Here is a 14,125-nt window from a genome sequence, read left to right as displayed (position 1 = left end):
TGATGTTTGTTATTAAACGATAAAGCTAAATAAAAAAATACAATCAAGTTAAATGTTATTTTAACTTAAATTATTTAATAGCTTTCTTATAAAGACAAATCATTTTTTTAAAAGTTGCATAAATTATTTATTTTTTTCAATTATAAAAAAGCAATTTAACTGTAGCATTAATCAATTTAAATATTGTTAGTTTTGTAAAACAATTAAATTAATGACAGGACGCGTTTATAAATCTACCGGAAGTTGGTACACCGTAAAAAATCAATTAGGTGAAACCTATCAATGCAGAATTAAGGGCAAATTTCGTATTAAAGGTATAAAAAGTACAAACCCTATTGCTGTTGGTGATATGGTAGATTTTGAGCTAGAAGAAGCTAATAATTTAGAGTCTGGTGTTATATTTAATATTCATGACAGGGCTAATTATATTGTTAGAAAATCTGTTAACCTATCAAAGCAAACACATATTATTGCGGCTAATTTAGATCAGGTTTTTCTTCTTATAACCATTAATAATCCGCCAACTTTAACAAGTTTTATAGATCGTTTTTTGGTAACTGCCGAAGCTTATTCAATAAAAACCGTTTTAATATTTAATAAAATTGATGCGTATGATGATGATACATTACTTGAAGTTAAATATTTAGCACACATATACCGAAAAATTGGTTATGAGTGCATAGGGGTTTCAGCCAAAACTGGTAAAAATGTAGATAAAATTAAAGCCTTAATGAAAGATAAGGTTAGTATGTTTTCGGGGCACTCAGGTGTTGGTAAATCTACACTAGTAAATGCTATTCAGCCAGATTTAAATTTAAAAACCAAAGAGATTTCAAATTTACATATGCAGGGGCAACACACAACTACGTTTGCCGAAATGTATGATACAGATTTTGGAGGAAAAATTATTGATACACCGGGTATAAAAGGTTTTGGTGTAGTTGATATGGATAAAGAAGAAGTAGGCGATTACTTTCCGGAAATTTTCGCACTAAAACAACATTGCAAATTCAATAATTGTTTACATGTTAAAGAGCCTAAATGCGCCGTAAAAGACGCTTTAGATAATGATGAAATAGCCTTTTCTAGATACAGAAGTTATTTGCAAATTCTTGAAGGCGAAGATGAACATTATCGCACTGATAATTGGGATAAAGATTAAATGAAAATAGTAATACAAAGAGTCTCGCAAGCAAGTGTAACCATAAATAACGAAAGCGTTGCAAATATTGAAACCGGATTATTAATTCTGCTAGGTATTGTTAATAATGATACTCAAGAGGATATAAAATGGTTAAGTAATAAAATAGTAAACCTTCGTATTTTTGAAGACGCAAATGGCGTGATGAACAACAGTGTAAAAAATATAAACGGTAATATTATAGTTGTAAGCCAGTTTACGTTGCACGCATTAACCAAAAAAGGAAATAGACCAAGTTACATTGAAGCTGCAAAACCAGATATTGCCATACCTTTGTATGAAGACTTTATAAAACAATTGCAAGCAGATTTTGGTAAAACCATACAAACAGGGCAATTTGGTGCAGATATGAAAGTTGCATTAGTAAATGATGGCCCTGTAACTATAATTATAGATTCTAAAAATAAAGCATAAGAATAAGCAACAAATGATAAATATATTTTCATATATTAGCTGTAAGATTTTTTGTTTCGCTAAATGTTTATTGGTTTAAGTTTATTTTTTTTTGAGGGCGTTTTGCTTAAAATCTTACTAAACAAACAACCCTAACTAAATGAAACAAAATTTTGTGCTAGCATTAATGCTATTTATTCACTTCACTTTTTTAGCGCAAGAAAATTTATACACAAGTAAAACCATTCCAGAAAGCTTATTAACTAATGCTAATGCTGTTGTTAGACTTAATGAAACCAAAGTTTCAATAGAGTCTCAGCAAGATATGGTAATAACATCAAAACGCATAATTACGGTTTTAAATGAAGCAGGTTTTAAGCATGTTGGTGCATATGTTGGTTATGATAAATACCGTAAAATTAAAAAATTAGAAGCTTTAATTTTTGACGCGAATGGTAACGAAATTAAAAAAATAAAAAAGAAAGATTTTATAGATCATAGTGCTGTTGATGGTGGTACGTTGTATTCAGACTCTAGAGTTTTATTCATGTCTTACATGCCCGTAAGCTACCCTTTAACAGTAGCCTTTTTATGTGAAATAGAAACACCAAATACAGCGGCTATTCCTAGTTGGCGGCCAATTGATGGTTACTATTTAAGTGTTGAAAAAGATGTGTATACCGTTGCAGATAATGCTAGTTTGGGTTTAAAAAAACAGCCAGTTAATTTTGAAGAATTCAATGTAAAAACCAATGAGTTAGGTAATAAATCTATTTTTGAATTAACTAATGCTACAGCTGTTAAACCAGAAAGTATAGGTCCAAGTTTATCATGGTTTACACCAAAAGCTATGTTTACATTAGAAAATTTTCATTTCTACGGTGTTAATGGTAAAGCAAGTAATTGGTTAGAATTTGGAGATTGGATTGAGAACAGGCTTTTAAAAGATAGAAGAGAAGTATCTGAAGCCACAAAAAATAAAATAATTAGCCTTACAAAAGACTATACCGATCCTTTAAAAAAAGCAGAGATAGTTTATAAATATGTTCAAGACAATACAAGATACATAAGTGTTCAAGTTGGTATTGGCGGCGTACAGCCAATTCCAGCAATGGACGTTGATAGGCTAAAATACGGAGACTGTAAAGGTTTAACCAACTATACCCAATCTTTATTAGCTATAGCGGGTGTAAAATCATATTACACAATGGTTGAGGCTGGTAATGAAAAAGTAGATTTTCATGAAAATTTCTATTCTTTAGAACAAGGTAATCATATTATACTTTGCATACCAAATGCCAATGAAAATATATGGATAGATTGTACAAGCCAAAAACATCCGTTTGGTTTTATTGGAGATTTTACTGATGATAGAAATGTTTTAGTTATAAAACCTAATGCAAGCCAAATAATTAAAACCACATCATACAAAAATAAAGTAAACCACAAAGCAACAAATGCTCATGTTTATTTAACTGAAACTGGAAATATTCAAGCCAATATTTCCATCAAATCTCATGGTATTAAATATGATAGGCGTTTTTTCATAGAAAGCGAATCTGATAAAAATATTAATGAATTTTATAAAGAATTATGGGATTATATTAATAATTTAAATATAAACAATTACACATTTACAAATAACAAAAAGGCAGTTGAGTTTACAGAAATAGTGAAAGTAAATGCTCAAAATTATGCAGCAAAACTAGGCGATGGTTTAATTTTTAAACCCAACAGCTTCAACAGGAATTTATATATACCCAATAGATACAGAAATAGAAAATTACCATTAAAAATACAACGTGGCTATTTTGATGAAGATGAATTTATCATAGAAATTCCAGCTGGTTATACCTTAGACGGTGTGCCTAAAAATGAATTTATAACTAATAAGTTTGGTGAGTATTCAATATCATTTGAAGTAGATGGAACAAAAATTTTATACAAACGAAAACTATTAATAAAAGCTGGAAACTACACGAAAGAAGACTATAGCTTATACAGAAGTTTTCGTAAAAGTGTAGCAAAGTTTGATAATTTAAGTTTGGTAATTCGTAAAACAAAAATAAATGAAAAATAAACTAACCATTATATTACTAATGCTTGGGCTGTATTTAAATGCACAAGATTTTAAGTTTGGTAAAGTGTCAAAAAACGAACTTTTAGAAAAAGCCTGCCCAATAGACTCTTCAGCTAATGCGGCAATACTTTATAACTACAGGAGTTCATACTTTACGCTTGCTAACAGTGGATTAGAATTATATACCGAAATTCATAAACGCATTAAAATTTATAACAAAGATGGGTTTGAAAATGCTACCGAAGAAATAAATCTTTTTAAAACAAGCGGAGCTAATGAGTTTTTAAGTAAATTAAAAGCTTACACATACAACTTAAACAATGGTAAAATAGAAAAAACTGAGCTTAAAAAAGACCAAATATTTAGAGAAGAGGTAAATACTAACAATGATCAGGTTAAGTTTACTATGCCTAAAGTTAAAGAAGGTTCGGTAATAGAATTTAGGTACAGGGTAGCTTCGCCATTTATTTGGAGTATTGATGATTTTGTACTACAATACAGTATACCTGTAAAAAAAGAAATTTTAAAATTAAAAACTATTGATGGTATAGATTTTAAAACAACATCAAAAGGTTACTTACAAGCATACCCTAAAAGAAGCACAGATCATGATTTGAATTTAAATATGGGTATGGTTATAAATACCTATGAATTAGAAAACGTACCCGCTTTAAAAGAAGAAAGATACGTAGATAATATAAACAATTACAGAGCAGGTGTAATGTTTGAGCTTGTTTCAATAACATTACCAGGAACTTTTAGTAAATATTACGCTCAATCATGGGGCGATGTAGCCAAAACTATAGGGAGCACTGAGGATTATAGAAACGGATTAGATAAAACAAAATCTTTTGATGATGATTTAGAAAGCCTCATAGATGGTGCAAACAATCAAGTTGATAAAATGACATTAATATTCAAGCATGTTAAAGATAATATTGCTTGGAATGGAATGGATGGAAAATATTTTTACAACGGTATAAGAAAGGCGTTAAAAGAGAAAAAAGGAAATTCTGCAGATATCAATCTAACATTAGTGGCTATGTTAAGAACCGCTGGTATACATGCAAATCCGGTTGTAATAAGTACAAAAGATAATGTAAAACCATATTTCCAACCGTTGATAGGTTGAATACTGTAATTGCTTACGCCAAAATTAATAACAAAGAGTATTTTTTAGATGCCACAGAAGAATTTAGCGACATTAATGTTATGCCTGTAAAAGATTATAATTGGTCTGGTATTTTAATTGATAACCATAATAAGGTTTGGCAAAAAATAAACTTAAAAGAACCCGAAATGGCAATTGGGCAATATGCTATAAATGCAAAATTAGATGAAGAAGGAGTAATTGAGGGCAATTTTCAAGCCAAATATTTAAAGCATAAAGCCTATGAGTTTAGAGATGCTTTTAAAGATGAAGTTTTAGAAGATTTTATTACCAGCCGAGAGTCTTTATATAATAACATTGAAATATCAGACTATAAAGTTGAAAACGCCAAAACCTTTAGTGGAGAAGTGAAAGAGTCATTCAATTACTATCAAGAAAATGGAGCCGAGGTAATTAACGGTAAAATATACATACAACCATTTTCAATTTTAAAAATAGATGAAAACCCTTTTAAACCAAATGAACGCTTATTTCCAGTTGATTTTGGGTATGCTTTTTTAGAAAGAAGTATCATCACAATTGAAATACCCGAGGGTTATAAAGCCGAAACCCAATCAAGCCCAGTGATGTTTAGAATGCCTAATAATTTAGGCGAATTTAAATATATGCCAACCCTACTTGGTAATAAGCTAAAGTTAATGGTAGAGTTTAAAATGAAAAAATCGGTTATAAATGCCGATAAATATTTATTTTTAAAACAATTTTTCAATCAAATTATAGAAAAAGAAGCCGAACAAATAGTTTTAACTAAAGCATAATGAACATAAAAAACGCTCAAAAAGAAGTAGATAATTGGATTAAAGAACACGGTGTACGCTATTTTAATGAACTAACAAATATGGCGCAATTAACCGAAGAAGTAGGTGAAGTTGCCCGTATTATAGCACGCCGCTATGGTGAACAAAGCGAAAAAGAAAGCGATAAAAATAAAGATTTAGGTGAAGAATTAGCCGATGTGTTATTCGTGTTACTATGCTTAGCAAACCAAACAGATACAGATTTGCAGGCTGCTTTTGATAAACGTATGGATAAAAAAGCCAAACGAGACCATGATAGGCATCACAACAACCAAAAATTAAAATAAAGCCTCAATAAATACACATTTCAACATAAAAACTTCTAAAAAAACACGTAAATTCATAGTATTAATCTGTATTAAAAAGTAAATTTGACGCTTGTTTATAACAAACCATAATTAGCATGCAAATTACGCTTCAAAAATCTGAAGTACTTCAAAAATCTTCAGTAAAAATAACAGGGTCTAAAAGTGAATCAAACAGGTTACTATTATTAAAAGCTTTATATCCGGTTTTTAATTTAGAAAATGTTTCAAATTCTGATGATAGTAATTTAATGACAAACGCATTAACTACATCATCAAACATAGTAGATATTCACCATGCAGGTACTGCTATGCGTTTTTTAACAGCTTATTTTTCAATTCAAGAAGGCAGAGAAGTAACACTTACGGGCTCTAAACGTATGAAAGAACGCCCAATAAAAGTATTAGTTGAAGCTTTAAAAACTTTAGGTGCAGATATAACCTATGTTGAAAATGAAGGGTTTCCGCCATTAAAAATAACCGGAAAAAAAATAACCAAAAGCAAAGTATCATTAGCAGCAAATGTTAGCAGCCAATATATTTCTGCATTATTACTAATAGCTTCAAAATTAGAAAATGGTTTAGAGCTTACTTTGCAAGGCGAAATAACATCAGTACCTTACATTAAAATGACATTGAGCCTGTTAGATCAAATAGGTGTTGAAACCTCATTTAATGAAAACGTTATAACGGTTAAACCTTCAGCAAACAATCAAAAGGAAGCAACCTTAACGGTAGAGTCAGATTGGTCTTCGGCATCATACTACTTCAGTATAGTTGCAATAAGCGCAATTGGTACAGAAATTACACTTTCAGCATATAAAGAAACATCATTACAAGGAGACTCTGCATTAGTGAAAATTTATAAACATTTTGGAGTAGAAACTACCTTTGGTGAAAATACAATAACACTTAAAAAAGTAAGATTAAATGTAGCGCCATTAGATTTAGATTTAAAAAATGCTCCAGATATTGCACAAACCATTGCAGTAACCTGTTTTGTTTTAGGTGTTTCATGTAATTTAACAGGGCTTCATACCCTAAAAATTAAAGAAACCGATAGGTTAGTTGCTTTGAAAACAGAGATTGAAAAACTAGGAGGCAATGTTGAAATAACCAACAAATCATTGCATTTAAAAGCAGCTACAGCAATAAATGAAATGGTATCAATTGCTACATATAATGATCATAGAATGGCAATGGCATTTGCACCTGTGGCATTAAAAGCGCCCGTTATAATTGAAGATGCCATGGTGGTTTCAAAAAGTTATCCAACCTTTTGGGAAGATCTAAAAACTATTGGTTTTAAAATAGATACTAAATAATTACCTAAATACTTGACAACCCCTATTCGCAGATTGTATATTTGCAACTTTGTGAAAAATAATAACATAAAGTAATACGTTGCTTTGTGCTAGTTTCTTTTTTTTAAGAAACTAAAGTAAAATAACTAAAATAAGAGTAAATGAAATTATCTAACTTCGGTTTTGACTTGCCAAATGAACTTTTAGCAGAGTACCCATCAGAAAACAGAGATGAAGCACGTTTAATGGTTTTAAACAGAAAAGAACAAACCATAGAACACAAACTGTTTAAAGATATTATAGATTATTTTGATGAAGATGATGTACTAATACTAAACAATACTAAAGTATTTCCTGCAAGACTATACGGAAATAAAGAAAAAACCGGCGCAAGAATTGAAGTATTCTTATTAAGAGAATTAAACGAAGAACAACGCCTTTGGGATGTTTTAGTAGATCCAGCACGTAAAATTAGAATAGGTAATAAACTATATTTTGGTGATGATGATACCTTAGTAGCCGAAGTTATAGATAACACAACATCACGCGGTAGAACACTACGTTTTTTATATGACGGGTCATACTCAGAGTTCCGCAGAAAACTACAAGAATTAGGAGAAACACCACTACCAAAGTACATAAAACGAGAGGTAGAACCAGAAGATGAAGACCGTTACCAAACCATTTACGCCAAAAACGAAGGTGCCGTAGCAGCACCAACAGCAGGTTTACATTTTTCAAAACACCTATTAAAACGTTTAGAAATAAAAGGTGTAAACTTTGCCGAAGTAACACTACACGTAGGTTTAGGAACCTTTAACCCAGTTGAAGTTGAAGATTTATCTAAACACAAAATGGATAGCGAAGAAATTATCATTGATAAAATAGCTGCAGATACAGTTAATACAGCCATTAAAAACAAAAAACGTGTATGTGCAGTTGGTACAACAGCCATGAGAACCATTGAAAGCTCAGTATCTTCAAACGGTTTATTAAACGAAATGGACGGTTGGACAAATAAATTCATTTTTCCACCCTATGATTTTAGTATTGCAGATTCAATGATTACCAATTTTCACACACCAAAATCAACACTATTAATGATGGTGTCTGCCTTTGCAGGTCATGATTTTGTAATGAAAGCCTATGAAGAAGCCGTAAAAGAAAAATACAAATTCTACAGTTACGGTGATGCTATGTTAATCATTTAGTCTAGCATACTAAAAAAAATATATTAAAAGCCTCGTTTTATCGGGGCTTTTTATTTGGGCATTACCTTTATCCTGAAAAGAGTTCAGTATAAAGGTCGGGCTTTCGGCAGTCGCTTTTTTGTGTTGCATAGGCGCAACAACACAAAAAGAGCTTCAACAAATGCCTCAATCCCTAATGCAAACCCAACGTAATTCTAAAACCAAAACTCGCATTTACACATTCCTTTCACTATTTTTGCAAAACTTATGGCAGAAAAAAAAACAGACATACGCGCGCTAACCAAAGAACAATTAAGAGATTTTTTTGTAAAACAAGGTGATAAAGCATTTCGTGGCAATCAAGTATATGAGTGGTTGTGGCAAAAAGCCGCTCATACTTTTGATGATATGACAAACATATCACTACAAACACGCCAAATGCTAGAAAGTAACTTTGTAATAAACCATGTAGAGGTAGATACCATGCAGCGCAGCAATGATGGTACCATAAAAAATGCCATACGCCTGCACGATGGTTTGGTGGTTGAATCTGTTTTAATACCCACAAAAACCAGAACAACCGCCTGCGTATCAAGTCAAGTAGGCTGTAGTTTAGACTGTAAATTTTGCGCCACCGCACGCCTAAAACGCATGCGTAATTTAAACCCCGATGAAATTTATGATCAAGTAGTAGCCATAGACAAAGAAAGCAGGTTATACCACAATAGGCCATTAAGTAATATTGTGTTTATGGGTATGGGCGAGCCACTAATGAACTACAATAACGTATTAAAAGCCATAGATAAAATAACATCACCCGAAGGGTTGGCCATGTCTCCAAAGCGTATTGTAGTATCTACATCGGGCGTGCCAAAAATGATAAAAAAAATGGCCGATGACGATGTTAAATTTAAACTAGCCGTATCACTACACTCTGCAATAGATGAGGTGCGCTCTTCAATAATGCCATTTAATGAAAATTTTCCTTTAAAAGATTTAAGAGAGGCTTTAGAATATTGGTACGCAAAAACAAAAAACCGCATAACCTATGAGTATGTGGTTTGGCGCGGTATTAATGATAAACAAAAAGATGTTGATGCACTAGTTAACTTCTGTAAGTTTGCACCAAGTAAAGTAAATTTAATAGAATACAACCCTATAGATGATGGCGCATTTCAACAAGCAAATCCAGAAGCATTAAATATGTACCAAAATGTATTAGAGGCTAATAATATAACGGTAACTGTACGCCGTAGCCGTGGTAAAGATATTGATGCTGCTTGCGGGCAATTAGCAAATAAAAGCAAATAGTTTTTTATTTATTAAGTAAAAATAAATATGAAAAGCACATTTATAAAATGCTATTAAAAATAATTATAAGTACAATTGAAGTGCTATCTTTGTAAACTCTCAAAAACCACACATTGAAAATAGTAGAGCAAATTAAACAACCTATAGCTTTTGAAATGGAACTTTTTGAACAAAAGTTTCAGCTTTCAATGTCTAGTAAAGTGGCGTTGTTAAACAGAATTACACATTATATTGTTAACCGAAAAGGTAAACAAATGCGCCCAATGTTTGTGTTTTTGGTGGCTAAAATGGTATCTGGTGGAGATGTTAGAGAGCGTACCTATCGTGGTGCATCGGTTATAGAGCTTATTCACACAGCAACTTTGGTGCATGATGATGTTGTTGATGATAGTAACCAAAGACGCGGATTCTTCTCAGTAAATGCACTTTGGAAAAATAAAATAGCTGTTTTAATAGGCGATTTTCTACTGTCAAAAGGGTTATTGCTTTCTATTGATAATAACGATTTTGATTTGCTTAAAATAATTTCGGTGGCTGTACGCGAAATGAGTGAAGGTGAGTTACTTCAAATAGAAAAAGCTAGAAAATTAGATATTACTGAAGAGGTGTATTATGAAATTATTAGGCAAAAAACAGCCACTTTAATTGCTGCTTGTTGTAGCTTGGGGGCGGCCTCAGTAAAACCAGATTCTCTGCATGTTGAAAAAATGCGCAAGTTTGGTGAGCTTATAGGTATGGCTTTTCAAATTAAAGATGATTTATTTGATTATGGTGATACCGCCATAGGTAAACCAACAGGCATTGATATTAAAGAGCAAAAAATGACTTTACCTTTAATTTATGCCCTTAATAATGCTGAAAAAAAAGATAAACGTTGGTTAATTAACTCTATAAAAAATCATAATAAAGACACAAAACGTGTTAAACAAGTAATTGATTTTGTTAAAAATAACGGCGGGTTAGAGTATGCCATCAATAAAATGAAAGCGTTTCAAGAAGAGGCCTTATCTATGTTAAATGAGTATCCAGATTCAGAGTTTAAAACCTCTTTAAAACTAATGGTTAATTATGTAATAGATAGGAAGAAGTAAAATAAATAGAAGCCTTTTTATTTTCTTCTTTAATATTTCAAAAACCAGAATATTCATAAAACCAATTATTTTTTGCATGTAATATTTCTTTTAAATTTACTCCAATGCAAACCTCTATACAAAATTTTATTCCACAAGCAGCATGGGCACAAGTACAACAATTGCTAGCTCATGATAATTTAGTGGTAAAAATTAAAAATGAACGTAAAACACGCCACGGAGACTATAGGTCTTTACCTAATGGAAAACATCAAATAACCGTAAATTCTAACTTAAACGAATATCGGTTTTTAATTACACTAATACACGAAATAGCTCATTTTGAAGCCTATAAAGCCTACGGAACACGTATAAAACCTCACGGTAAAGAATGGAAATACACTTTTAAGCATTTAATGTTGCCATTTTTAAACCCCCAAGTATTTCCAAATAATTTATTGCCATTATTGGCTAATCATTTTAAAAATCCAAAAGCGTCTAGCGATACAGATACCCAATTGGCCTTAGCTTTAAAACAGTTTAACGAGCCCAATGATAAAGTGTATGTATTTGAGTTACCTTTAAATAGTATTTTTAAAATATACAATGGCCGTATTTTTAAAAAAGTGAAAAAACGTACAAAACGTTATGAATGTATAGAAATTAATACAGGAAAGTTGTATCTTTTTAACCCAAATACAGAAGTTGAACTCATACAAAACAACCATGAATAAAAATTATTATGCCATATTAATGGCAGGTGGTGTAGGCTCAAGGTTTTGGCCGGTAAGCACACAAGAATTCCCTAAGCAGTTTCACGATATGTTAGGTACAGGTGATACCTTAATTCAAAAAACATTTCAAAGGTTATCGCGCTTAATCCCTAAAGAAAACATTTTTATTTTAACCAATGAGCGTTATAACGATTTGGTTTTACAGCAATTGCCCGAAGTTAAACAACGCCAAGTAGTTTTAGAACCCGCAATGCGTAATACTGCGCCATGTATTTTATATGCATCACTAAAAATTCAAAAAGAAAATCCTGATGCGGTAATGATAGTTGCACCAAGTGACCATTGGATTGAAGATGAAGCTACATTTGCCAAAAATGTACAAACTGCATTTGATTATTGCACCAATAATGATGCGTTAATGACGCTTGGTATACAACCAACATTTCCAAATACAGGCTATGGTTATATTGAATTTGATAAAAATGCTTCCGAAGACATAAAATCTGTAAATCAATTTAGAGAAAAACCAGATTATGAAACTGCAAAATCGTTTATTTCTCAAGGAAATTTCTTGTGGAATGCTGGTATTTTTATGTGGAGTGCAAAAAGTGTTGTAAAGGCTTTTGAAACAAATCAACCTGAATTATATAAACATTTTGAAGCAGGAATACCGGTTTATAATACAAACGATGAAGCGGCTTTTATTAAAGAAAATTATCCGTTAGCAGAAAACATTTCGGTAGATTATGCCATCATGGAAAAATCTAAAAATGTGTTTGTTATTGCCGCAGAATTTGATTGGAATGATTTAGGAACTTGGGGCAGTTTATACGATAAATTAGGCGCCAACAACAATGGTAATGCCGTTGTAAATGCCCGAACTTTAACCGAAGACGCTAAAGGAAATATGATTAGAACCAAAAACAATAAAATTGTAGTTGTAGATGGTTTAAATGATTATATTGTTGTAGATAAAGAAGATGTGTTACTTATTTATCCAAAAGCAAAAGAACAGGATATTAAAAAGGTACTTAAAAAGGTAAAAGACACATTTGGAGAACAATACGGATAAAATTTTATGAGCGAAGAAAGTAAATTCAATTTCACTGAAGATGAGGTGAAATCACAAAAAAATGTAGAGCAATCTAAACAAGCTGTAAAAAAAGATGCTCAAGGTTTATTTAAAAGTATAAAAACCTTTTTTAGTGAACTATTGGATTTTAGAGATGATACCGATAGAGATGCTACCATTGCAGCCATAAAAGGAGATATACCCTTTAAAGGAGCAACAGCATGGATTTTAATCTGTTCTATTTTTGTGGCTTCTATTGGTTTAAATGCCAACTCAACAGCAGTGGTAATTGGTGCCATGTTAATTTCGCCTCTTATGGGACCAATTTTAGGTGTTGGGCTTTCTATTGCTATTAATGATATTGATACTTTAAAACGCTCGTTAATAAACTTAGCTATTATGATAGTTTTAAGTTTACTAACGGCGTTTTTGTTTTTTAGATTTTTTCCTTTAAGTGAAGATACTTCAGAACTTTTAGGACGTGTAAAACCAGATATTCGTGATGTTTTAATTGCGTTTTTTGGTGGTTCGGCATTAATAATTGCTCGTACCAAAAAAGGCACAATTGCATCAGTAATTTTTGGTGTTGCTATTGCAACGGCTTTAATGCCACCTTTGTGTACAGCAGGTTACGGTTTGGCAAAAGCTAATTGGGAGTATTTTGGGCAAGCCATGTATTTATTCACAATAAATACCATTTTTATTGCCCTTGCAACCTTTTTAGTACTTAAAATTTTACGTTTTCCAATGCTTAAGTATGCTAACTCTAAAAAACGTAAGCGGATAGCACAATTAGCCTCATTAATTGCCATAATTGTAATGATTCCGGCATCGTTCACCTTTTGGAGTGTTTATAAAGAAAGCATGTTTAATATTGATGCAGATAAGTATATAAATACAGAACTTAAAACACTGCCAAACGCCAATTATATTCAAAAAAATGCTTCGTTTACTTATGATCCTGAAGGAGAATCTATAATTGAATTAATTCCTTTTGGAACAGATGAAATTCCAGATGGCACAAAGGATATTTTAGTACAAAGATTATCTAATTACAGCGCGCTTAGTAACACAAAACTCTATATAAATCAAGTTAAAAACAGGCATATTAATAATTTAGAGTATATGGAAGAATTGCGCACAAGAGATTCTTTAGATTTACTTACACAAAACGAAAAAATTAACTTTCTTGAAGAGCGCGTTAAACAACTTTCTAGATTTGAAAAAAATAGTATTCCTTTTAATGATTTAACTAAAGAAGTACAAATTAACTACGAAAAAATAGAGAGCATTTCATTTTCAAATGTTATTAAATCTAACTTTAAAAAAATTGATACCATATCAGTTTTTGAAGTTAAATGGATTGATTCACTTACTAATGATGCTACCCGAAAAGCCGAAAGAGCAAAGCTTGAAAAATGGTTTAAACAAAAATTAAACTTAGATTCTTTGGTGGTTAAAAGGGGTAATTAAAACTATACTACGGTAAAAATATTT

13 protein-coding genes are annotated in these 14,125 nt (G+C 31.5%); all 13 read left to right on the top strand.

Going from position 1 to position 14,125, the window contains the following annotated elements:
• Positions 1 to 211: 211 nt before the first annotated feature.
• The 13 genes from rsgA (at position 212) to ACXAG4_RS08810 (ending at position 14,101) form a co-directional block, all read left to right on the top strand.
• Positions 212 to 1,162, top strand: a complete 951-nt coding sequence (gene rsgA, locus ACXAG4_RS08870) for a ribosome small subunit-dependent GTPase A (RefSeq protein WP_475295718.1) — start codon at positions 212 to 214, stop codon at positions 1,160 to 1,162.
• Complete coding sequence (dtd, locus tag ACXAG4_RS08865) at positions 1,163 to 1,615, top strand: D-aminoacyl-tRNA deacylase (protein ID WP_475295717.1); 453 nt, start codon at positions 1,163 to 1,165, stop codon at positions 1,613 to 1,615.
• A gap of 139 nt (positions 1,616 to 1,754) precedes the next feature.
• Complete coding sequence (locus ACXAG4_RS08860) at positions 1,755 to 3,674, top strand: DUF3857 domain-containing protein (protein WP_475295716.1); 1,920 nt, start codon at positions 1,755 to 1,757, stop codon at positions 3,672 to 3,674.
• A complete protein-coding gene (locus ACXAG4_RS08855) occupies positions 3,664 to 4,806 on the top strand; it encodes a transglutaminase family protein (protein WP_475295715.1) in 1,143 nt (380 codons plus the stop codon). Before ACXAG4_RS08860 ends, ACXAG4_RS08855 begins: the two co-directional genes overlap by 11 nt.
• Complete coding sequence (locus tag ACXAG4_RS08850) at positions 4,803 to 5,603, top strand: hypothetical protein (RefSeq protein WP_475295714.1); 801 nt, start codon at positions 4,803 to 4,805, stop codon at positions 5,601 to 5,603. The genes ACXAG4_RS08855 and ACXAG4_RS08850 overlap by 4 nt, the downstream gene beginning before the upstream one ends.
• Positions 5,603 to 5,929, top strand: coding sequence for a nucleotide pyrophosphohydrolase (locus ACXAG4_RS08845; RefSeq protein WP_147135178.1), 327 nt, complete (start codon positions 5,603 to 5,605; stop codon positions 5,927 to 5,929). Before ACXAG4_RS08850 ends, ACXAG4_RS08845 begins: the two co-directional genes overlap by 1 nt.
• 116 nt (positions 5,930 to 6,045) lie before the next feature.
• The gene (locus ACXAG4_RS08840) at positions 6,046 to 7,272 is read left to right on the top strand and encodes a 3-phosphoshikimate 1-carboxyvinyltransferase (RefSeq protein ID WP_475295713.1); all 1,227 of its coding nucleotides are present in this window, start codon (positions 6,046 to 6,048) and stop codon (positions 7,270 to 7,272) included.
• Positions 7,273 to 7,412: 140 nt separating this feature from the next.
• Positions 7,413 to 8,462, top strand: coding sequence for a tRNA preQ1(34) S-adenosylmethionine ribosyltransferase-isomerase QueA (gene queA, locus ACXAG4_RS08835; RefSeq protein ID WP_475295712.1), 1,050 nt, complete (start codon positions 7,413 to 7,415; stop codon positions 8,460 to 8,462).
• Positions 8,463 to 8,708: 246 nt separating this feature from the next.
• Entirely contained in the window at positions 8,709 to 9,752 is a 1,044-nt protein-coding gene (gene rlmN / locus ACXAG4_RS08830; protein ID WP_475295711.1) for a dual-specificity RNA methyltransferase RlmN, read from the top strand.
• 113 nt (positions 9,753 to 9,865) lie between these two features.
• Positions 9,866 to 10,843: a polyprenyl synthetase family protein gene (locus ACXAG4_RS08825; protein ID WP_475295710.1), complete on the top strand. Its 978-nt coding sequence runs from the start codon at positions 9,866 to 9,868 to the stop codon at positions 10,841 to 10,843.
• 104 nt (positions 10,844 to 10,947) lie between these two features.
• A complete protein-coding gene (locus ACXAG4_RS08820) occupies positions 10,948 to 11,556 on the top strand; it encodes a SprT-like domain-containing protein (RefSeq protein WP_475295709.1) in 609 nt (202 codons plus the stop codon).
• Complete coding sequence (locus ACXAG4_RS08815; RefSeq protein ID WP_475295708.1) at positions 11,549 to 12,628, top strand: mannose-1-phosphate guanylyltransferase; 1,080 nt, start codon at positions 11,549 to 11,551, stop codon at positions 12,626 to 12,628. The genes ACXAG4_RS08820 and ACXAG4_RS08815 overlap by 8 nt, the downstream gene beginning before the upstream one ends.
• Positions 12,629 to 12,634: 6 nt before the next feature.
• Positions 12,635 to 14,101, top strand: coding sequence for a DUF389 domain-containing protein (locus ACXAG4_RS08810; protein WP_475295707.1), 1,467 nt, complete (start codon positions 12,635 to 12,637; stop codon positions 14,099 to 14,101).
• Positions 14,102 to 14,125 lie beyond the last annotated feature (24 nt).

The organism is Seonamhaeicola sp. ABD4_175, from assembly GCF_056160885.1.
Note: the sequence above shows the minus strand (reverse complement) of the source record. Positions and strands in the feature narration are given on the sequence as shown.